The 19,831-nt window shown below is 70.9% G+C and carries 20 protein-coding genes, 1 pseudogene and 1 riboswitch; of the genes and pseudogenes, 15 read left to right on the top strand and 6 right to left on the bottom strand.

Features of this window, described 5'->3' with window-relative positions; genetic code table 11:
* Positions 1–117: 117 nt before the first annotated feature.
* The 9 genes and pseudogenes from ACFVZW_RS26565 to ACFVZW_RS26605 form a co-directional block, all read left to right on the top strand.
* A pseudogene (locus ACFVZW_RS26565) lies at positions 118–723 on the top strand (mannose-1-phosphate guanyltransferase); the annotation flags it as partial.
* Positions 724–823: 100 nt separating this feature from the next.
* Positions 824–1,753 carry a DUF881 domain-containing protein gene (locus tag ACFVZW_RS26570; protein WP_384526031.1) on the top strand — a complete coding sequence of 310 codons (930 nt, stop codon included), beginning with the start codon at positions 824–826 and terminating at the stop codon, positions 1,751–1,753.
* The gene (locus ACFVZW_RS26575; protein WP_015032176.1) at positions 1,750–2,082 is read left to right on the top strand and encodes a small basic family protein; all 333 of its coding nucleotides are present in this window, start codon (positions 1,750–1,752) and stop codon (positions 2,080–2,082) included. The genes ACFVZW_RS26570 and ACFVZW_RS26575 overlap by 4 nt, the downstream gene beginning before the upstream one ends.
* A gap of 4 nt (positions 2,083–2,086) precedes the next feature.
* Positions 2,087–2,902 carry a DUF881 domain-containing protein gene (locus tag ACFVZW_RS26580; protein ID WP_384526034.1) on the top strand — a complete coding sequence of 272 codons (816 nt, stop codon included), beginning with the start codon at positions 2,087–2,089 and terminating at the stop codon, positions 2,900–2,902.
* 82 nt (positions 2,903–2,984) lie between these two features.
* Positions 2,985–3,926 carry an FHA domain-containing protein gene (locus tag ACFVZW_RS26585; RefSeq protein ID WP_362368040.1) on the top strand — a complete coding sequence of 314 codons (942 nt, stop codon included), beginning with the start codon at positions 2,985–2,987 and terminating at the stop codon, positions 3,924–3,926.
* A gap of 29 nt (positions 3,927–3,955) precedes the next feature.
* Entirely contained in the window at positions 3,956–4,699 is a 744-nt protein-coding gene (locus ACFVZW_RS26590; RefSeq protein ID WP_384526037.1) for a MerR family transcriptional regulator, read from the top strand.
* A gap of 53 nt (positions 4,700–4,752) precedes the next feature.
* Positions 4,753–5,226, top strand: coding sequence for a bifunctional nuclease family protein (locus tag ACFVZW_RS26595; RefSeq protein ID WP_026281837.1), 474 nt, complete (start codon positions 4,753–4,755; stop codon positions 5,224–5,226).
* Between the two features lie 218 nt (positions 5,227–5,444).
* Positions 5,445–6,074, top strand: coding sequence for a MerR family transcriptional regulator (locus ACFVZW_RS26600; protein ID WP_384526041.1), 630 nt, complete (start codon positions 5,445–5,447; stop codon positions 6,072–6,074).
* Between the two features lie 160 nt (positions 6,075–6,234).
* Positions 6,235–7,611, top strand: coding sequence for a DNA polymerase IV (locus ACFVZW_RS26605; protein ID WP_384526044.1), 1,377 nt, complete (start codon positions 6,235–6,237; stop codon positions 7,609–7,611).
* Positions 7,612–7,666: 55 nt separating this feature from the next.
* Here ACFVZW_RS26605 and ACFVZW_RS26610 read toward each other — a convergent pair whose 3' ends face one another.
* A complete protein-coding gene (locus ACFVZW_RS26610) occupies positions 7,667–8,032 on the bottom strand; it encodes a PRC-barrel domain-containing protein (protein ID WP_384526047.1) in 366 nt (121 codons plus the stop codon).
* Positions 8,033–8,145: 113 nt separating this feature from the next.
* Positions 8,146–8,244: riboswitch (glycine riboswitch) on the top strand.
* Between the two features lie 180 nt (positions 8,245–8,424).
* Here ACFVZW_RS26610 and gcvP point away from each other — a divergent pair.
* Positions 8,425–11,310 (top strand): aminomethyl-transferring glycine dehydrogenase, encoded by a 2,886-nt coding sequence (gcvP, locus tag ACFVZW_RS26615; RefSeq protein ID WP_384526050.1) that lies wholly within the window; start codon positions 8,425–8,427, stop codon positions 11,308–11,310.
* Between the two features lie 133 nt (positions 11,311–11,443).
* On the opposite strand, the gene ACFVZW_RS26620 is transcribed toward gcvP, so the two are convergent.
* Positions 11,444–11,650 (bottom strand): DUF5999 family protein, encoded by a 207-nt coding sequence (locus tag ACFVZW_RS26620; RefSeq protein ID WP_383562105.1) that lies wholly within the window; start codon positions 11,648–11,650, stop codon positions 11,444–11,446.
* 347 nt (positions 11,651–11,997) lie between these two features.
* A complete protein-coding gene (locus ACFVZW_RS26625) occupies positions 11,998–12,597 on the bottom strand; it encodes a hypothetical protein (RefSeq protein ID WP_384526052.1) in 600 nt (199 codons plus the stop codon).
* Between the two features lie 477 nt (positions 12,598–13,074).
* On the opposite strand from ACFVZW_RS26625, the gene ACFVZW_RS26630 reads away from it, so the two are divergent.
* Positions 13,075–14,574, top strand: a complete 1,500-nt coding sequence (locus ACFVZW_RS26630; RefSeq protein ID WP_384526055.1) for a glutamate-cysteine ligase family protein — start codon at positions 13,075–13,077, stop codon at positions 14,572–14,574.
* Positions 14,575–14,743: 169 nt separating this feature from the next.
* On the top strand, positions 14,744–15,541 hold the full coding sequence (locus ACFVZW_RS26635) for a CPBP family intramembrane glutamic endopeptidase (RefSeq protein WP_384526058.1): 798 nt from the start codon (positions 14,744–14,746) through the stop codon (positions 15,539–15,541).
* 86 nt (positions 15,542–15,627) lie between these two features.
* Here ACFVZW_RS26635 and ACFVZW_RS26640 read toward each other — a convergent pair whose 3' ends face one another.
* Positions 15,628–16,437, bottom strand: coding sequence for a PhzF family phenazine biosynthesis protein (locus ACFVZW_RS26640; protein WP_384526061.1), 810 nt, complete (start codon positions 16,435–16,437; stop codon positions 15,628–15,630).
* Positions 16,438–16,585: 148 nt separating this feature from the next.
* Between ACFVZW_RS26640 and ACFVZW_RS26645 the strand changes: the two genes are divergently transcribed.
* Positions 16,586–17,212, top strand: coding sequence for a PadR family transcriptional regulator (locus ACFVZW_RS26645; RefSeq protein WP_384526064.1), 627 nt, complete (start codon positions 16,586–16,588; stop codon positions 17,210–17,212).
* A gap of 70 nt (positions 17,213–17,282) precedes the next feature.
* Here ACFVZW_RS26645 and ACFVZW_RS26650 read toward each other — a convergent pair whose 3' ends face one another.
* Together ACFVZW_RS26650 and ACFVZW_RS26655 are read right to left on the bottom strand one after the other, a co-directional pair.
* Entirely contained in the window at positions 17,283–17,711 is a 429-nt protein-coding gene (locus ACFVZW_RS26650; protein WP_383563541.1) for an SRPBCC family protein, read from the bottom strand.
* A gap of 78 nt (positions 17,712–17,789) precedes the next feature.
* A complete protein-coding gene (locus ACFVZW_RS26655) occupies positions 17,790–17,999 on the bottom strand; it encodes a hypothetical protein (RefSeq protein ID WP_384526114.1) in 210 nt (69 codons plus the stop codon).
* A gap of 197 nt (positions 18,000–18,196) precedes the next feature.
* Here ACFVZW_RS26655 and ACFVZW_RS26660 point away from each other — a divergent pair, with 197 nt between their 5' ends.
* Together ACFVZW_RS26660 and ACFVZW_RS26665 are read left to right on the top strand one after the other, a co-directional pair.
* On the top strand, positions 18,197–18,736 hold the full coding sequence (locus ACFVZW_RS26660) for a Clp protease N-terminal domain-containing protein (protein WP_384526067.1): 540 nt from the start codon (positions 18,197–18,199) through the stop codon (positions 18,734–18,736).
* A 41-nt stretch (positions 18,737–18,777) separates the two neighbouring features.
* The coding region (locus tag ACFVZW_RS26665) for a DMT family transporter (RefSeq protein WP_384526069.1) at positions 18,778–19,831 on the top strand (1,054 nt) is incomplete at its 3' end.

Raw genomic sequence — 19,831 nt, forward strand, 5'->3', positions numbered from 1 at the left:
CCCCGCGCGCGGCGGGGGGGGGCGCGGGGGGGGGCGGCGGGGGGGGCGGGGGGGCGGGGGGGGGGGGCGGTGCGCGGGGGGCGCGCGGGCGGGGGCCCGCCCCCCCGCGCCCCCGCGCGGGGCCGGATCATCGAGGACGACCGTTCGCTCCTGGTCATGCTCGACCTGGTGGCCGCCGAGCGGCGCTCGGGGCGGGTGGCTCTGCCGGTGACGACCACGAGGATCGCCGAGCAGGTCGCCGCGTACCACGGCACGCAGGTGGAGTGGACGACGACCTCGCCCGACGATCTGACGAGGGTCGGGCGTGAGGAGTCCACGATCTTCGGCGGCGACGGTCGCGGCGGGTTCATCATCCCGGAGTTCAGCAGCGTCTTCGACGGTGCCGCCGCGTTCGTGCGGCTCATCGGACTGGTGGCGCGGACGCAGCTCACGCTGAGCCAGATCGACGCCCGTATCCCGCGGGCGCATGTCCTGCGGCGGGACGTCGCGACGCCGTGGGCCGTGAAGGGGCTCGTGATGCGCCGGGTGGTGGAGGCGGCCGGGGACCGGTCGGTGGACACCACCGACGGGGTACGCGTCGTGGAGGCGGACGGTCGCTGGGTGATGGTGCTGCCCGACCCGGCCGAGGCCGTCACCCATCTGTGGGCCGAGGGGCCCGACGACTCCTCCGCGCAGGCGCTGCTCGACGAGTGGTCGAACGTGGTCGAGAGCGCAGGTCACTGACGGTTGGGGCGGATGTGCCGGGAGGTGTTCTTCGGACGCCTCCCGGCACTTCGGTGGGGCCATTCGGCGGTAGCACCCCCGACGTGCGACGATGTGCGGCATGTCGCAGCAGCACCCCGTTCGGAGCACCGGATCACCGCCCCCGCGTCCGGACGCGTCCATGTCGCTGCTGAACAACGTGATCGACCACGCGCTCGACGACGGTTACGCGGAGGCCTCGGCCCGGCGTGCGGCGGAGGGCGGCGGGCTGCCGCGGACACTGCGGGCCAAGCTCGGTCTGGCGGCCGGCCTGGTGCTCGCCGCGGCGGTGGTGACCGTGGGTGCCGCCGAGGCGCGGATCTCCGCGCCGGTCGTCGCCAAGGAGCGGCAGGAGCTCATCGGCCGGATCGACGCGGAGACCGCCGCGGCCGACAAGCTGGAGCAGGACGTCGAGAAGATCCGGGCCGAGGTCGGCGAGCGACAGCGCGCGGCGCTGGAGCAGCACGGCGGTGACCAGGCCGAGCTGGTGGCCCTGCTGTCGGGGGCGACCCCGGTGCACGGTCCGGGTGTGAAGCTCGTGGTCGACGACGCAAAGGACACCGAGCAGGGTGGCGGGGGTCCCCGGGAGAGCAGCGGGTTCTCCGACACGGGCCGGGTCCGTGACCGTGACATGCAGCGGGTCGTCAACGGTCTGTGGGAGTCGGGCGCCGAGGCCGTCGCGATCAATGGCCAGCGGCTCACGTCGCTGTCGGCGATCCGGGCGGCGGGCGACGCCATACTGGTCGACAACAAGCCGCTGGTGCCGCCGTACACGGTGCTTGCGGTGGGGGACGGGCAGCGGCTGAGCACCGCGTTCCAGGACAGCGCCGACGGCCAGTACCTGCACGCGCTGCAGGAGAACTTCGGGATCCGCACCAGCATCTCGGCCGAGATGGACGTGCGTCTGCCGGCCGCGCCGAGCCTGATCGTACGTACAGCAGAGCCGAGGGGAGCCGGGGCCGCCAAGCCCACCGGGCAGGCCACGGCCGACACAGGGAAGGGCACATCTTGATCGCCGTACTGGGCCTGATCGTGGGAGTGGTGGTCGGACTGTTGGTCCGGCCCGAGGTTCCGGCGGTGGTCGAGCCCTATCTTCCGATCGCCGTGGTCGCCGCCCTCGACGCGGTCTTCGGCGGCCTGCGTGCCATGCTCGACGGAATCTTCGTCGACAAGGTCTTCGTGGTCTCCTTCCTGTCGAACGTGGTGGTGGCCGCGCTGATCGTCTTCCTCGGCGACAAGCTGGGCGTCGGCGCGCAGCTGTCGACCGGCGTCGTCGTCGTGCTCGGCATCCGCATCTTCTCCAACGCGGCCGCCATCCGGCGGCACGTGTTCCGGGCGTGACGCGATGAGCAACGACGTGCACCCCGAGACGCCCGAGAACCCGGACGACGACAAGGCGACCCCGGCGACCCCCGCCGCGCCCGCCGAGCCCGGGAAGCAGCAGACCGGACGGCAGCGGCTGGCCGCGGGGCTGTGGCCGCCGCGGGTGAGCCGGGCCCAACTCATCGTCGCCCTGCTGCTGTTCGTCCTCGGTCTGGGGCTCGCCATCCAGGTCCGTTCCACCAGTGACAACAGTGCGCTGCGCGGCGCCCGTCAGGAGGACCTGGTCCGGATCCTCGACGAGCTCGACGACCGCACGCAGCGCCTGGAGGACGAGAAGGCGCGCCTGGAGAACCAGCGTTCCGAGCTGGAATCCAGCTCGGACCAGGCCGAGGAGGCGCGCAAGCAGACCCAGGAGAAGGAGCAGCAGCTCGGCATCCTGGCCGGCACGGTCGCCGCGGAAGGTCCGGGCATCACGCTGACCGTCGCGGGCGCGGCGGCGGCGGTCGAGTCGGACATGCTGCTCGACGCGATCCAGGAGCTGCGGGCCGCGGGCGCCGAGGCGATCCAGATCAACGACGTCCGGGTGGTCGCGGACAGCTACTTCTCCGGTGCGGGCAGCGACATAGAGATCGATGGAACGAAGGTGACCGCTCCGTACGTCTTCAAGGTCGTCGGCAAGCCCGAGGATCTCGAGCCGGCGCTCAACATCCCCGGTGGAGTCATTCAGACACTGGAGAAGGAGCAGGCCACGGCGACCGTGGCCAAGTCCGAGAAGATCGTCGTGGATGCCTTGCGACCTGCGAAGCGGCCTGACTACGCTCAGTCGTCCTCGCAGTGAGGCGGGGGTGCATGGCGGTCGCGCGACAAGGGGAAGTCGTTGCGGGGGGTCGCCGCATCACAAGCGTGGTGCGTGGTGGAAACTGTCCGGAGGATACGGACGTTGTGAAGGTGTCCGGGTCGGCAGGTGTGTTCATTCAGGGTTCGTCCTGCCCCACGGGCGGGTCTGTTTCGGTCAAGGGGAATCGCCCGTGAGTTTTTTTGCGAAGTTGTTCGGCAAGAGCGCACGCGAGGACGGCGGCAACGCCAAGCACCGCGCGCCGCGCCATGCCCAGAGCGAGGAACAGGGCGGCGAGCGTCCGCTGTTCCGTGATGAGGTCGGCGGCCAGGGCGGAGATGTCGCGGGCGCGCACGGCGCGTCGTCTGTTGACCCTGCCGGTGCCGGGCGCATAGGTTTCGGGGAACCATCAACCTCAAGTACGGGTGGAGGGTTCACCCCCGATCCGTATGCGACCCAGACCTCCGCGGGTCAGCCGCGGCAGGAGGATGCGTCCATGCCGGTGTGTACGAGGTGCGGTCACCGCAACACCGCGGACAGCCGCTTCTGCTCCCACTGCGGCACGCCGCTGCGGGGCGGGGCGCCCGTGGAGCGCGCGTCCGAGACGACGTCGACGATCTCGATCTCGGGCCTTGAGGCGTACGACGCCGAGGTCACCGGTCAGACCGCCGTGCCGTCCCTCTCGCCCGAGGCTCTGGCGGCCGTCGAGGCCCTGCCGGCCGGATCGGCCCTGCTCGTCGTACGCCGCGGTCCGAACTCGGGCAGCCGCTTCCTGCTGGACAGCGAGCTGACCACGGCCGGCCGTCACCCCCAGAGCGACATCTTCCTCGACGACTTCACCGTGTCGCGGCGCCACGTCGAGTTCCGGCGGGCGCAGGACGGCAGCTTCACCGTCGCCGACGTCGGCAGCCTCAACGGCACGTACGTCAACCGTGAGCCGATCGAGTCGGTGGTTCTGTCCAACGGCGACGAGGTGCAGATCGGCAAGTACCGGCTGGTCTTCTACTCGAGCCAGCGGGGCGTGTGACGCCTCCGGGAAGCCTTCAGGGAAGGTCCATGCTGCGAACACCGACGGGCGGTGCCGGACACGGCACCGCCACCGCGGGCGACCGGCTGGTCAGCATCGGGACGGTGCTGAACCAACTGCGTGACGAGTTTCCCGAAGTCACCATTTCCAAGATCCGGTTCCTGGAGGCCGAGGGGCTCGTCGAGCCCCGGCGGACGGCCTCCGGATACCGGAAGTTCAGCCCGCAGGACGTGGAGCGGCTCGCCCTGATCCTGCGGATGCAGCGGGACCACTATCTTCCGCTGAAGGTCATCCGGGAGCATCTCGACGCCCTCGCCCGGGGCGAGCAGGTCAAGCTCCCGTCCCCCAGCCCGCAGCGGGATCTGCTCGACGGGGCCTGGGAACCGGAGAGCGACCGTCCGACCGCCGCACGGGTGGGGCGGGCCGAGCTGCTCGCCTCCGCCGAGGTGAGCGAGGAGGAGCTCGCGGAGTGGGAGTCGTACGGGCTCATCGCCGCGGGAGCCGAGGGCGGCTACGACGCCGAGACCGTCACGGTCGCCAGACTTGTCGCGGATCTGGGGAGATTCGGTCTGGAACCGAGACACCTCAGGGCGGTCAAAGCGGCCGCCGATCGGGAGGCTGGGCTGGTCGAGCAGGTGGTCGCGCCGCTGCGCCGGCACCGTAACCCGCAGACCAGAGCACATGCGGAGGCCACCGCGAGGGAGCTCGCGGGGCTCTCCGTCCGGCTGCATGCGGCACTGGTCCAGACCGCTCTGGGGATCCGGCTTCAGTGATCTTGTGGGGGCCCGACTACCCAAACCGGTCGGGCACGTCCTAGGGTTGCTGTGTGAACGAGCTCGACGTTGTGGGTGTCCGGGTGGAAATGCCCTCCAACCAGCCGATCGTGCTCCTGCGTGAAGTGGGAGGCGATCGGTACCTCCCCATCTGGATCGGACCGGGTGAGGCGACCGCGATCGCCTTCGCCCAGCAGGGCATGGCCCCCGCCCGGCCGCTGACGCACGACCTCTTCAAGGATGTCCTTGAAGCCGTGGGCCAGGAGCTCACGGAGGTCCGCATCACGGATCTCCGAGAAGGCGTCTTCTACGCGGAGCTGGTCTTTGCCAGCGGCGTCGAGGTGAGCGCCAGGCCCTCCGACGCGATAGCGCTCGCCCTGCGCACCGGAACGCCGATCTACGGCAGTGACGGTGTGCTCGATGACGCCGGTATCGCGATTCCGGACGAGCAGGAGGACGAGGTGGAGAAGTTCCGCGAGTTCCTCGACCAGATCTCTCCCGAGGACTTCGGGTCCAGCAGCCAGTGAGGTTCAGCAGCCACTGAGGCGGGCCGGCCGTGGGCCGGCCGCCGGCCGTCGCGCGCCGGGTGCGGTCAGGGCATTCGAGTAGCCTTTCCCCGGAGAGAGACACGGGAAACCACTCTCAGGGTGATTATCACTCGGCGTGCCGAGTGTGGCGATCGTTGACGCACCCCGAGTGACTGCCTACCTTCGTGTGGGCAGGTCAAGGACGGAGGGTCGGCGTGATGAGCAGCGGCGACGGTACGGCAGGGGGCTCCCTCGGGCATGCGCCCGGGGAGAACGGTCCGTATCCGCTTCACGGCAGTGTGGGCGACTTCGGTACGGACGTGAGTGCGGGCGTGGCTGCGGCATCCGGGACGGACGTGGTGGGCTACCGCGGTCCGACGGCGTGTGCGGCTGCCGGGATCACCTATCGACAGCTGGACTACTGGGCGCGCACCGGGCTCGTCGAGCCGAGCGTGCGGCCCGCGTACGGATCCGGGACGCAGCGGCTGTACAGCTTCCGTGACGTCGTCGTTCTCAAGATCGTCAAGCGGTTCCTGGACACCGGGGTCGCGCTGCAGAACATCCGGGCCGCCGTGCAGCATCTACGCGCACGTGGCTTTCGCGACCTGGAGCGCATGACGCTGATGAGCGACGGGGCCACGGTCTACGAGTGCTCCTCGCCGGACGAGGTCGTCGACCTGCTCCAGGGCGGGCAGGGCGTCTTCGGGATCGCGGTGGGCGTGGTCTGGCGCGATGTGGAGGCGGCGCTCTCGCAGCTGCACGGGGAGCGCGTCGACACCGGCGAGACGCTGATCGGCCACAACCCGAGTGACGAGCTCGCGCGGCGACGGCGGGACCGGGCGGTCTGAGCGTCGGCCGGTCCGGGCGTCGTTCTGTGCTGGGCGTCGGCGTCGGCCGGTCGGTCCGGCGCGCGGGATCGCGTCGAGCGGGCGGGAGCGTCGGGCGGTCCGCGAGCGCCCGTACGTGTGTGCGGGTCGAATGTCAGTGGCGTAGGGCAGCATCGGACTTGTGAGAGCCGCGCCGACGATTCTGCATTTGGACATGGATGCCTTCTTCGCCGCCGCCGAGCAGGCGGCGAAGCCGAGTCTGCGCGGAAAGCCGGTGGTGGTCGGAGGGCTGGGCCCGCGCGGGGTCGTCGCGACCGCTTCGTACGAGGCGCGGCGTTTCGGGGTGCACTCCGCGATGCCGATGGCGCAGGCCCGTCGGCGGGCGCCCAATGCCGCCTATCTCGTGCCGCGCTTCGGCTTCTACCGGGGGATCAGCGAGCAGGTCATGGAGCTACTGGGGCGGCTGTCGCCGCTCGTGGAGCCGCTGAGCCTGGACGAGGCCTTCGTGGACCTGGAGGCCGGGGGTGTGGCCGACGACAGCGAGAGCGCGCGGGAGGCCGGTGAGCGGCTGCGCAAGGACATTCTCGCCACGACGGGGCTGACGGGGTCGGTGGGGCTCGCCGGGTCCAAGATGCTGGCGAAGATCGCCTCGGAGGAGGCGAAACCGGACGGGCTGGTGCTGATCGAGCCGGGCACCGAGCGAGAGCTGCTGGGGCCGAAGTCGGTGCGGATCCTGCCGGGCGTCGGGCCGGCCACCGGGGAGCACCTGCGGCGGGCCGGGATGACGACGGTGTCGGACCTGGCGGAAGCGGGCGAGGACGAGCTTGTACGGCTCCTTGGGCGGGCGCACGGGGCGTCCCTGTACCTCATGGCCCAGGGCTACGACGATCGGCCCGTGGTGGCCGAGAGGGACACGAAGTCGGTGTCGGTGGAGGACACCTTCGACGTGGACCTGCACGACCGGGTACGGATCCGGATGGAGGTGGAGCGGCTCGCCGAGCGGTGCGTGGGGAGGCTGCGGGCGTCGGGTCACTCGGGGCGGACGATCGTGCTCAAGGTGCGGCGGTTCGACTTCTCGACGCTGACGCGTTCCGAGACGCTGAGGGGGCCGACGGACGACACGGTGGTGGTGCGGGAGGCCGCGGGGCGGCTGCTCGAGGGGGTCGACACGACGGGCGGGGTCCGGCTGCTCGGTGTGGGGGTGAGCGGGCTCGCGGACTACACGCAGGAGGATCTGTTCGCGCAGGCGGCGGAGGCGGAGGCGGAGGAGCCGGGGGAGAGGGCCGGGGAGACTTCACCCGCGGAGGTGGCCCCGGAGCCGGAGGCTCCCGTCGAGCGGCGGTGGTCGCCCGGGCACGACGTACGGCATGCGGTGTACGGCGCCGGATGGGTGCAGGGCAGCGGGGTGGGACGGGTCACCGTGCGCTTCGAGGAGCCCGGGTCGGCGCCGGGGCGGGTGAGGACGTTCCTCGTGGACGACCCGGAGCTGGAAACGGGGGAGCCGCTGCCGCTGGTGGGGGGTGCGCCCGGCCTTCGGCCGGGCTTGTCCTCCCCCTGAGCTTCGCCAGGGGGTGCCTCCGTCGCGCTTCGCTCGCCGGTGCGGCGCGGAGCCGTCAGGCCTCCTCCTGGCCCGCCAGACGGCCGAAGTCCCGGTCCGGGGGTGGTGGGGGGAGGGAGATGTCGTAGTGGCGGTAGAGCTGGAGCTCCTGTTCGGGGGAGAGGTGGCGGCCCACGCCGAAGTCCGGGGCGTCCTTGATCAGGGACCGCTCGTACGGGATGTGGAGGCCGTCCTTGGCCAGCTCGCTCGGTTCCAGGGGGACGAAAGCGTCCCGGCTGAAGAGGCCTGTGCGGACTGCGGCCCACTCCGGGACGCCGGTCGCGTCGTCCAGGTACACCTCGTCCACGGTGCCGATCTTGTGTCCGTCGCGGTCGTACGCCTTGCGGCCGATCAGGCTGCGCGGATCGATGTCGGTCTGCACGGTCCCTCCAACGGGTCGCACTGCTCTACAAAGACTACGAAAGTGCACATCTGCGATGTCGGCCACTTGAGCGATGTCTTCCGGAACCTCGCTGGTAGGCTGGCTGTGGCTGTCGACCCTGTGCGGGAGAGTCCTCCGGAGAAACCTTTCGGAGGCGCCGAAGGAGCAAATCCTCCCCGGAATCTCTCAGGCCCCTGTACCGCACGGACGAGGTCACTCTGGAAAGCAGGGCGGACGTCCGACGGCATCCGCTCTCACCGACGGTGAAAGCCGGCGAGCCCCTTCGGCGTGCCGGTGAAGCTCTCAGGTTGAGATGACAGAGGGGGAGGCCGTCCGGGCACCCGCGCCGTTGGTGCCCCTCGCAGGTCGTGACGACCAGGAGGCCTCCGTACATGACCGCCAACCGCATTCCGCTCTCCGAACTCGAACAGGGCATCCCGTTCGAGCAGCGGCACATCGGGCCCGACGCCGAAGCACGGGCCAAGATGCTCGCGCAGGTCGGCTACGGCTCCCTCGACGAGCTCACGGACGCCGCCGTGCCGGACGTGATCAAGAACGCCGAGGCGCTCGGTCTGCCCTCTGCCCGTACCGAGGCCGAGGTCCTCGCCGAGCTGCGTGAGCTCGCCGACCGCAACCAGGTCCTCGCCCCGATGATCGGCCTCGGGTACTACGGCACCTTCACCCCGCCGGTGATCCTCCGCAACGTCATGGAGAACCCGGCCTGGTACACGGCGTACACGCCCTACCAGCCGGAGATCTCGCAGGGCCGTCTGGAGGCGCTGCTCAACTTCCAGACCATGGTCGCCGACCTCACCGGTCTGCCCACCTCCGGCGCATCCCTCCTCGACGAGGGCACCGCGGCCGCCGAAGCCATGGCGCTCTCCCGCCGCGTCGGCAAGGTCAAGAACGGTGTCTTCCTCATCGACGCCGACGCCCTGCCGCAGACCATCGCCGTCATCGAGACCCGCGCCGAGCCGACCGGTGTCGAGGTCGTCGTCGCGGACCTGTCCGAGGGCATCCCCGCCGAGATCGCCGAGCGCGGCGTCTTCGGTCTGCTCGTCCAGTACCCGGGTGCTTCCGGTGCCGTCCGCGACATCAAGCCGCTGATCGACGCCGCCCACGAGCTCGGCGCGATCGTCACCGTCGCCGCCGACCTGCTCGCGCTGACCCTGCTCACCTCGCCCGGTGCGCTCGGAGCCGACATCGCCGTCGGCACCACCCAGCGCTTCGGTGTCCCGATGGGCTTCGGCGGACCGCACGCCGGCTACATGGCCGTCCAGGACAAGCACGCCCGCTCCCTGCCGGGCCGCCTCGTCGGCGTCTCCGTCGACGCCGACGGCAACCGGGCGTACCGCCTCGCCCTGCAGACCCGCGAGCAGCACATCCGCCGCGAGAAGGCCACCAGCAACATCTGCACCGCGCAGGTGCTGCTCGCCGTCATGGCCGGCATGTACGCCGTCTACCACGGCCCCGACGGCCTCAAGGGCATCGCGCAGCGCACCCACCGGTACGCGGCGATCCTCGCCGCGGGCCTGAAGGCCGGCGGTGTCGAGGTCGTCCACGGCGACTTCTTCGACACCCTCACCGTCCGTGTGCCCGGCAAGGCCGCCGAGGCCGTCGCCGCCGCCCGCGAGACGGGCGTCAACCTGTACCTCGTCGACGCCGACCACGTGTCGATCTCCTGCGACGAGACCACCGGGCGCGCCCAGCTCGCCGCCGTGTGGGCCGCCTTCGGTGTCGACGCCGACATCGAGGCCCTGGACGCCGCCACCGAGGACGCGGTGCCCGCCGGGCTGCTGCGCTCGGACGCGTACCTGACCCACCCGGTCTTCCACGCGCACCGCTCCGAGACGTCGATGCTGCGCTACCTGCGCAAGCTCGCCGACCGCGACTACGCGCTCGACCGCGGCATGATCCCGCTCGGCTCCTGCACCATGAAGCTGAACGCGACCACCGAGATGGAGCCGGTGACCTGGCCCGAGTTCGGCCAGATCCACCCCTTCGCCCCGGTCGAGCAGGCGCAGGGCTACCTCACGCTCATCACCGAGCTGGAGGAGCGTCTCGCCGAGGTCACCGGCTACGACAAGGTGTCGATCCAGCCGAACGCCGGTTCGCAGGGCGAGCTGGCCGGTCTGCTGGCCGTCCGCGCCTACCACCGCGCCAACGGCGACGAGCAGCGCACCGTCTGCCTCATCCCGTCCTCCGCGCACGGCACCAACGCCGCGTCCGCGGTCATGGCCGGCATGAAGGTCGTCGTCGTCAAGACCGCCGACGACGGCGAGGTCGACGTCGCGGACCTGCGCGCCAAGATCGAGCAGTACCGCGACGAGCTGTCCGTGCTGATGATCACCTACCCGTCCACGCACGGTGTGTTCGAGGAGCACGTCGCCGACATCTGCGCCGAGGTCCACGACGCCGGCGGTCAGGTGTACGTCGACGGCGCCAACCTCAACGCGCTGGTCGGAGTGGCCAAGCCGGGCAAGTTCGGCGGCGACGTCTCGCACCTGAACCTGCACAAGACGTTCTGCATCCCGCACGGCGGCGGCGGCCCGGGCGTCGGCCCGGTCGGTGTGCGCGCGCACCTCGCGCCGTACCTGCCGAACCACCCGCTGCAGCCCACCGCCGGCCCGGAGACGGGCGTCGGCCCGATCTCGGCCGCCCCGTGGGGCTCGGCCGGCATCCTGCCGATCTCGTGGTCGTACGTGCGTCTGATGGGTGGCGAGGGCCTCAAGCGCGCCACGCAGGTGGCCGTCCTGGCGGCGAACTACATCGCCAAGCGCCTGGAGCCGCACTACCCGGTGCTCTACACCGGTCCGGCCGGCCTGGTCGCCCACGAGTGCATCGTCGACCTGCGCCCGCTCTCCAAGTCGACCGGCGTCAGCGTCGACGACATCGCCAAGCGTCTGATCGACTACGGCTTCCACGCGCCGACCATGTCGTTCCCGGTGGCCGGCACCCTGATGATCGAGCCGACCGAGTCCGAGGACCTGACCGAACTCGACCGCTTCTGCGACACGATGATCGCGATCCGGAACGAGATCGAGAAGGTCGCGTCGGGCGAGTGGCCGGCGGACGACAACCCGCTGCGCAACGCCCCGCACACCGCGGCGGCGCTGGGCGGCGAGTGGAACCACGCGTACACCCGCGACGAGGCGGTCTTCCCGGCCGGTGTCTCGGCCGCGGACAAGTACTGGCCGCCGGTGCGCCGGATCGACGGTGCGTTCGGTGACCGCAACCTGGTCTGCTCCTGCCCGCCGCTGGACGAGTACGACAACTGAACACGGGCGCGAGCGTGAGCACCGCCTGAGCGCCATCGGCAACCGGGCATGAGTCAGGGCCGGTTCGGAGACTTCTCCGGGCCGGCCCTTTGCGTGTTCCCTCGTACGGTGTGGTGCCCGACGTGCCCTGTCGTCAGGCGGCGGTCGTCACCCGGCCCGCCGTCAGCGGGCGGTGCGGGGCGATGATCTGGCCGTCCGGCAGCAGTTCACCGGTGTCCTCGAAGAGCAGGACTCCGTTGCACAGCAGGCTCCAGCCCTGCTCCGGGTGGTGCGCCATCAGTCGTGCCGCCTCCCGGTCGGCGGAGTGGGCGGTGGGACAGGCAGGCTGGTGCTGGCACATGGGTGGGTTCTTTCGCTGCGTCGTGGTGTCGGTCGTCCTGCGGCTCGATGCGGTGCTCATGGCCGCCCCCCGTTGTCGGTTCGGTTGGTCCAGTGTTCCCCTACGGACGTCGATCCGCAGGTATTTCACGGCAGCTCTTCCTACTGCATGAAGACGTATCACCCGGGCGGGCGGTTCAACTCAACTGGGCGGTCTCTTCGGATGGTTCGGGGTAGTCCTGGCGGGCTAGTCCGTACGGGGCGGGGTGTTCGACAGCGGCGTTCGGGCGCTTTCGGGCAGCGCGGCGCCCCGCGGCCCGGTCGGCCCGCGGGGCGTGCACGCTTCGGATGAGCTTCGGGTGCGGTGGTTCAGGCCGGCGCCGGAGTGCCGAACAGCGGTGGGGGCGCGAGGCGCAGGGTCAGGACGGGCAGCAGGTCGGCGACCCGGTGCGGTCGGTGGGAGGCGATGCCGGGCGGCGCCGGGGCGAGCGGGACCAGGAGGTCGGCCGGCGCGGGGGAGGCGGACCCCCCGTCGGCCTCCGTGTCTCCGTGGAGCCACAGCGTCAGCATGTACAGCTCCGGTACGGACAGCAGGCGCGGCTGGTACGTCGTGGGCAGCGTCTCGGCCTGGAGCAGGGCGCGTTCGGTGGCGGTGACGTACGGACCCTCGAAGAAGTGCGAGAAGGACCAGCCGTCGGGCGTGAGCATGGTGTCGGCGGCGGCGACGGCACGGTCGGTGCCCCGGATCAGGAAGCGCCAGCCGACGAGCCGCGTGCGCGGCTCCTGCCCTGACGGGACGACCTGGTCCCGTACGTCGAGGACATGGACGGGCAGGGGCAGCTCGGGGCTCAGCGGCCCCTGGGCGGCCCGGAGGGCGGGAGTTCGAGCCTCGCGGACGGCGGTGGGGGAACCGAGGGCCGCGAGGACGCTGCGCAGGGCCGGCGCGGGGGCCGGGGAGGGTCGGAGCATGGTGGGTCGCCTCTCACTCAGGAGACACGGTGATGCGTGGGCAGGTACGACGGCGCTGTGGGCTGCCGGAGAGGGGCCATGAAGTCATGACCGGGCGCCAACACTCTGCCTCGTTCGCGGAGTTTATACGAGACGTGTTCACACGTTGTTTCCGCTAGCGGTCCCCGATATTGCGAGCAAGGCGTCATCAGGCCTTGTTCCAGAGGGGATTCGCAACATTTGCGGTGAGGGTACTTCGTCTGCCTGCGGCTTCGTCGCCGCTGCGGACGGCCGAATATCGACCCCATGCTTTCCGCGGTTATGCCGACGGAATATGTCCTTTGTCGAGTGACCCCGGGATGTGCCGGACGGTTGCTCAATCCAGCCTACCTGGCGGTGGGGTGACTCCGCAGGCGTTATGGATCAGTCGGCTGGGCATCATGGTCCGTGACGCGCGCGGCCGTCGCCGTGGCCGCCCAATCGGGGAGGGACGCTTCGATGGGGGAGAAGGTCGTGGCAGACGGGTTCGACCTGTCCGATCGGCAGAGATACCGCCGGAAGCTCCAGCAGTGTCTGGCGGGGCTGGCGAGGCTCCTGGCGGAGAAGAGGTTCGACCGTCCGCGGAATCTGATGGGCCTGGAGATCGAACTCAATCTCGCGGGCGTGGACGGTATGCCGCGGATGGTGAATGCGGAGGTCCTGGAGCGCATCGCGAGCCCGGATTTCCAGACGGAGCTCGGAATGTTCAACCTGGAAGTGAACATCGCTCCGCACCGTCTCGGCGGCCGGGTATTCGACCGGCTCGCGGAGGAGTTGAGGACCGGTCTGGGATATGCCGACCGCAAGGCCCGTGAAGTCGAGGCCGGCGTCATCATGATCGGAATTCTGCCGACGCTCTCGCAACATGATCTCGTCTTCGAGAACCTTTCGGCCGTCGACCGGTACACCCTGCTCAACGATCAGATCGTCGCCGCCAGGGGCGAGGATTTCAGCCTCGACATACAGGGGGTCGAGCGCCTCACCTGCACGTCCACGTCGATCGTGCCCGAGGCGGCCTGCACTTCCGTGCAGTTGCACCTCCAGGTCACCCCGGCCCGTTTCGCCGCGGTGTGGAACGCGGCCCAGGCCGTGGCGGCGGTCCAGATCGCCGTCGGCGCCAACTCGCCGTTCCTCTTCGGCCGGGAGCTCTGGCGAGAGTCCCGGCCGCCGCTGTTCCAGCAGGCCACGGACACCCGACCGCCGGAGCTCCAGGCGCAGGGTGTCCGGCCGCGCACCTGGTTCGGGGAGCGGTGGGTGGATTCGGCGTACGACCTGTTCGAGGAGAACCTGCGGTACTTCCCCCCGCTGCTGCCGATCTGCGACGAGGAGGACCCGCTGCTCGTCCTCGACCAGGGCGGGGTGCCGCGCCTGCAGGAACTCGTCCTGCACAACGGAACGGTCTACCGCTGGAACCGGCCGGTCTACGGCTGGGTGGACGGGGTCCCGCATCTGCGCGTGGAGAACCGGGTGTTGCCGGCCGGACCGACGGTCACCGACGTCGTCGCCAACGCGGCCTTCTACTACGGACTGGTACGGGCGCTGGCCGAGGAGCCCCGGCCCGTGTGGAAGAGGCTCGCGTTCGAGGACGCCGCCGCGAACTTCGACGCCGCCTGTCGCCATGGGATCGAGGCGGAGCTGCGCTGGCCCAGGCCCGGGCGCTCGGGCGGGGTCTCCACGGTGTCCGCGGTACGTCTCGTCCTCGACGAGCTGCTGCCGCTGGCCGCGTCGGGGCTCGACGCCTGGCACGTCGAGCCGGCCGACCGCGACTTCTATCTCGGCGTGATCGAGGAACGCTGCCGCGGCCGGGTCAACGGTGCCTCCTGGCAGGCCGAGACCTTCCGGCGGGCACGGGAGTCCGGCCTCGACCGCGAGGCGGCCCTGGCGGCCACGACCCGCCGGTACGCGGAGCTGATGCACGGCGGCGAACCGGTGCACCGGTGGCCGCTGGGCATCGAATAGGGATCCGCCGGCGCCCGGGCCGGTGTCGAGTAGCAGTCCTCCGGCCCCCCGGATCGGCGCCCGGGCTGGTGTCGAGCAGAAGTCTCTGCCTCCCGGAATGGCGCCCGGCCCGGCCCTTCGCGCATGATCTCCGTACCCGGAACGCGATGGGGAAGTGGAGACAGGTGTGGTGTCGGAGCAACGAGTGGTCGCCGATTCTCTTCCTCCCGACGGCCTGCCGCGCCGGATCCTGCGGTCCGAGACCCTGATCGTCCTGGCGCTCTCGCTCGGTGCGAGCGCGGTGTCGTCCTTCATCAGCTTCGTCGGCTCGCTGACCAAGCCCGGCGGACTGAAGGAGCAGGCGGCGACGCTCAACGGCTCGTTCGCCCCCGGGCGGCCCTGGCTCGATCTGGCCTGGCAGCTCTTCGGCATCGCCACCGCGCTGGTGCCCGTCCTGCTCGTCGCGCATCTGCTGATGCGGGAGGGCTCCGGGATGCGCGCGATCGGTTTCGACCGGACCCGGCCCTGGCCGGACCTCGGGCGGGGCGCACTGGTGGCCGCCGTGATCGGCAGCGCCGGCCTCGCCTTCTACCTGGGCGCCCGGGCGACCGGCTTCAATCTGACCGTGGTGCCGGAGTCGCTGCCGGACGTGTGGTGGAAGTACCCCGTCCTGATCCTGTCGGCGATCCAGAACTCCGTACTGGAGGAGGTCATCGTCGTCGGCTATCTGCTGCGACGCCTCGGGCAGTTGGGCTGGACGCCGATGGCCGCGCTGGTGGCGAGCTCGGTGCTGCGCGGTTCGTACCACCTGTACCAGGGGGTCGGGGGCTTCATCGGCAACGTCGTGATGGGCGTGGTCTTCGTGCTGCTCTACCGCCGCTGGGGGCGGGTGGGTCCGCTGGTCGTGGCGCACGCGCTTCTCGACATCGTGGCCTTCGTCGGCTACGGACTGCTGGCCGGGAAGGTGGATTGGCTGCCCACCATCTAGACGGGAGAACGGCGGAAAGGGGGCGTGCGGCGACGGCCGTGCGCCCCCTTTCCGCGTATCCGGGTCCTGATGTCGGGGACGGCGGCTCAGGCGTGCAGCTCGCCGTCGACGACGGTGACCGCGTGGCCGGTCAGCAGGGTGCGGTCGCCGCGCAGCCGGGTGTGGACGATGCCGGTGCGGGCGCCGCCCTGGAACCCGGTCAGGTCGTCGCGGCCGAAGCGCGCGGACCAGAACGGGGCGAGGGCGGTGTGGGCGCTGCCGGTGACCGGGTCCTCGTCGATGCCGACACCCGGGAAGAAGCCGCGCGAGACGAAGTCGTAGCCGCGCTCGGGCTGTTCGGCCGCGGCGGTCGCGATGACACCCCGGTCGGAGAGGTGCGCCAGGGCCGCGAAGTCGGGCGTCAGGGACCGGACGGTCGCCTCGTCACGCAGCTCGACGACGAGGTCGCCGATGTGGGCCGAGGTGTCGTGGACGGAGACGGCCTCCGCGCCCAGCGCCTTCTCCAGGCCCTCCGGGGCGGGTACCTCGGTCAGCGTGGAGGTCGGGAAGTCCATCGTGATGGTGCCGTCGTCCGCGGCGGTGGCGCTGAGGACGCCGCAGCGGGCGGCGAACCGTACGGTCCCGGTCGCGGCGCCGGTCGTGTGCAGGACGTGGGCGGTGGCGAGGGTGGCGTGGCCGCACATGTCGACCTCGGTGGCGGGGGTGAACCAGCGCAGGGCCCAGTCGGCCTCGCCGCCGGGCGGCAGCGGGTGCGCGAAGGCGGTCTCGGAGAGGTTGACCTCGGCGGCCACCTTCTGGAGCCAGTGGTCGTCGGGGAAGGAGTCGAGGAGGAGGACCCCTGCCGGATTGCCGGAGAAGGGCCGGTCGGTGAACGCGTCGACGATTCGGATCCGCATGGCACGGAACGTACCGGCGCCGTAAAGCCGCAGGCCAAGGCCAATCAGGGATGACTGGACCTGTCGGGTGTTGGCAAACGAACTGTTCCGATATATCGTTGACGCATCGCGACAGTTCAACGATGTACCCGATGGAAGGAGCGTTGCGATGCGTTCACATGGACACGAACACGGACATGGAGACTGCGGACCCGGCCCTCGTGGTCGGGGCGGCTCTCGCGGTGACTTCGAGGGGCGGCGTGCCGCCTTCGGGCAGTTCGGGCCGGGCTTCGGCGGCGGACCGTGGGGCGGAGGCCCCTTCGGAGGTGGCAGGGGCCGCGGCGGTGGCCGGGGACGGGCGCGGCGCGGAGATGTCCGCGCCTCGATCCTCACGCTGCTGAAGGACCGCCCGATGCACGGTTACGAGATGATCCAGGAGATCGGAGAGCGCAGCGGCGGGGCGTGGAAGCCCAGCCCCGGCTCGGTCTACCCGACCCTGCAGCTCCTCGAGGACGAGGGGCTGATCGTCAGCGAGAGCGAGGGCGGCAAGAAGCTGTTCACGCTCACGGAGGCCGGCCGCGCCGAGGCCGAGTCGGGACCGGAGGCCCCCTGGGAGGAGGCCGGGCGTGGCGTCGACTGGGAGGCCATGAACGAGGTCCGGCAGGCCGGCTTCGGCCTGATGGAGGCGTTCGGCCAGGTCTGGAAGACAGGCAGCGCCGAGCAGCGGCAGAAGGCCATCGCGGTGATCAACGAAGCCCGTAAGAAGCTGTACCTGATCCTGGCCGACGAGCACTGAGTCGACCGGACGGAGGGGGCCCCACGGCGTGTGTCGTGGGGCCCCTCCCGTGTGCGTGTCGGGTGGCCGCTCAGGCCACCAGGCCGGCCAGCTTCCGGAGGGACTCGTTGAGTGCCGCGGTGGCCGAGTCCTTCAGCTTGCCCGCCATCAGCGAGACGGCCGCGCCGGTGAACTCGCCGTCGATCCGGACCGTGGTGGCGTCCCCGTCCGCCGCGAGCGAGTAGCGCGTGCCGACGTTGACCCCCATGGGGCCCTTGCCTCGGATGGCCAGCACCCGGGTGGTCTCCAGCTCCTCGACCGTCCAGGTCACCTCGGCGGGGAAGCCCATCAGCTTCATGTTCTCCGCGAAGGTGGCGCCCTGCTCGAGCGTGGCCGGACCGCCGTTCGGGAAGCTGGTGTGGGTGGCGTTCCACTCGCCGTACGAGGTGAAGTCCGTCAGCTGCGCCCAGACCTTCTCGGCCGGCGCATCGATCCGTGCCTCCGCGCTGACTTCGGCCATACGACCACCCCTTCACGGGTTCGCGTGTTCTCGTCGGTCTTCGGTGTCGACGGAACGTAGCCGGGCGGTCCTCAACATTCAATACTGATGAACCGTCAGTTCTTCGACTTCGCCGATCCACCACATCTGCGCGGAGTCGAACCAGTCGGAGGCCCGTGGCCCGCCGCCCTCGTCATGGCAGAGGAACGCGGCCCAGAAGAGATCGGCCGGCAGCGCTTCCCGCGGTGCGTACACGCGGTAGACGTACTGCCGCCCGTCGAGTGCGAGCAGGGCGACCATCCAGAACATACTCACAGGACGAAACGCGAGGGCGCCGTGGTTGCATTCGGGGCGCAAGGCAAGGCGGCGCGCGCCCCCAGGGGGAGAACATCCCGAATCTCCTCCGTAGGGATGAGGAACCGCTCGCCCGTGCCCAACTCCCGTGGGATGCGCACATGCTCCTCCGCGCGGATGTTCCGGCCGTCCGGGACTGATGAGGTGGGAGGGTGCATAGTCCTGTCCCTCGCGTGCCCCGACAGCCCGTGGCGCGCCGCCCGGAAATCCAGCTCAGCCGCCTGACCGCCGAACTCGCGACGGTCGTGGCGAGCGCGCGCCGCAGAGCCCTGCGTGACGGGGACCGGCAGATCGACACCGCCCATCTGCTCCACTCGCTCATCGAATCCGATCCCGAGGTCGGCGCCGCCTTCGCGGGCGGGCCGCAGCTCGCGCGCGTCCTCGGCTATCTCGTCCAGCGCTCCATCGGCTACGGCCTGCGCTGGCAGGGCTCCGTGGAGGACTCCGGCGCCCTGGGAACCGTGCGCGACGCCGATCCCGCGGCGGACGGCTGGTCGCCCGCCGCGGCCGCCGCGATGGACCGCGCCGGGGAGCGGGCCGCGCTGCGCGGCGAGCCACGCGCGCGTGGCCTCGATCTCCTGGCCGTGATCGCCGCGGATCCGGAGAGCCGGGCGGTCGAGGTGCTCGGCCGGGCGGGGGTCGATCCGCTCGTCCTCGCCGACCGGATCGGGGAGCTGTCTCAACAGGTGTAACGGGGGTTACGCACCTGACGCAGTCCTGTCATGATGGCCCGATGCACGCGTCTCAGGGGAGAAGCGCCGGCCTGGGACTCGCCCTGGCCTCGGCCTTCGCATTCGGTGGTTCAGGTGTGGCGGCGAAGCCGCTGATCGAGGCAGGCCTCGATCCGCTCCATGTGGTGTGGCTCCGGGTGGCCGGCGCCGCCCTCGTCATGCTCCCGGTCGCCTGGCGCCACCGCGACCTGCTGCGCCGCAAGCCCGTGCTCCTCGTCGGCTTCGGACTCCTCGCCGTCGCGGGCGTCCAGGCCTTCTACTTCGCCTCGATCTCCCGGATCCCCGTCGGGGTCGCGCTGCTCATCGAGTACCTCGCCCCCGCCCTCGTCCTCGGCTGGGTCCGCTTCGTCCAGCGCCGGCCGGTCACCCGCGCCGCCGCGCTCGGCGTCGTCCTCGCCGTCGGCGGTCTGGCATGCGTGGTGCAGGTCTGGTCGGGGCTCAGCTTCGACCTGCTCGGACTGCTGCTCGCGCTCGGCGCCGCCTGCTGCCAGGTCGGCTACTTCGTCCTCTCCGACCACGGCGGCGACGAGTCCGACCCGGTCGACCCGCTGGGAGTCATCGCGTACGGACTCCTCATCGGCGCGCTCGTGCTCACCGTCGTCGCCCGGCCGTGGGGGATGGACTGGTCCCTGCTCGGCGGCGACGCCGACATGAACGGCACGGGAGTGGCCGCCTGGCTGCTCCTCGGATGGATCGTGCTGATCGCCACGGTCCTCGCCTACGTCACCGGGATCGTCTCGGTGCGCAGGCTCTCACCGCAGGTGGCCGGTGTCGTCGCCTGCCTGGAGGCCGTGATCGCGACCGTACTGGCCTGGGTGCTGCTCGGCGAGCACCTGGCGGCGCCGCAGATCATCGGTGGCGCGGTGGTGCTCGTCGGTGCGTTCATCGCCCAGTCGTCGACGCCGAAGCCTGCCTCGGCGGAGCCGGTGGCCGGTTCGGAGGCCGAGGTCGGAGCCGGGGGGGGGGGGGGGGGGGGCGCCCCGGGGGGGGGGGGGGGGGGGGGGGGGGCGCGCGCCCCCCGCGCCGCGGTGTGCCCCGCGCGGACCGCCCCCCGGG

Source organism: Streptomyces sp. NPDC059567 (assembly GCF_042735655.1).
Classification (GTDB): Bacteria; Actinomycetota; Actinomycetes; order Streptomycetales; family Streptomycetaceae; genus Streptomyces.

What these genes read in the sequence shown, in the direction of transcription:
- ACFVZW_RS26580 (WP_384526034.1), top strand. Translation starts at nt 2,087, where the DNA reads ATGAGCAACGACGTGCACCCCGAGACGCCCGAGAACCCGGACGACGAC.
- ACFVZW_RS26590 (WP_384526037.1), top strand. Translation starts at nt 3,956, where the DNA reads ATGCTGCGAACACCGACGGGCGGTGCCGGACACGGCACCGCCACCGCG.
- ACFVZW_RS26630 (WP_384526055.1), top strand. Translation starts at nt 13,075, where the DNA reads ATGGGGGAGAAGGTCGTGGCAGACGGGTTCGACCTGTCCGATCGGCAG.
- ACFVZW_RS26600 (WP_384526041.1), top strand. Translation starts at nt 5,445, where the DNA reads ATGAGCAGCGGCGACGGTACGGCAGGGGGCTCCCTCGGGCATGCGCCC.
- ACFVZW_RS26655 (WP_384526114.1), bottom strand. Translation starts at nt 17,999, where the DNA reads ATGTTCTGGATGGTCGCCCTGCTCGCACTCGACGGGCGGCAGTACGTC.
- ACFVZW_RS26620 (WP_383562105.1), bottom strand. Translation starts at nt 11,650, where the DNA reads ATGTGCCAGCACCAGCCTGCCTGTCCCACCGCCCACTCCGCCGACCGG.
- ACFVZW_RS26570 (WP_384526031.1), top strand. Translation starts at nt 824, where the DNA reads ATGTCGCAGCAGCACCCCGTTCGGAGCACCGGATCACCGCCCCCGCGT.
- ACFVZW_RS26650 (WP_383563541.1), bottom strand. Translation starts at nt 17,711, where the DNA reads ATGGCCGAAGTCAGCGCGGAGGCACGGATCGATGCGCCGGCCGAGAAG.
- ACFVZW_RS26645 (WP_384526064.1), top strand. Translation starts at nt 16,586, where the DNA reads ATGCGTTCACATGGACACGAACACGGACATGGAGACTGCGGACCCGGC.
- gcvP (WP_384526050.1), top strand. Translation starts at nt 8,425, where the DNA reads ATGACCGCCAACCGCATTCCGCTCTCCGAACTCGAACAGGGCATCCCG.
- ACFVZW_RS26640 (WP_384526061.1), bottom strand. Translation starts at nt 16,437, where the DNA reads ATGCGGATCCGAATCGTCGACGCGTTCACCGACCGGCCCTTCTCCGGC.
- ACFVZW_RS26625 (WP_384526052.1), bottom strand. Translation starts at nt 12,597, where the DNA reads ATGCTCCGACCCTCCCCGGCCCCCGCGCCGGCCCTGCGCAGCGTCCTC.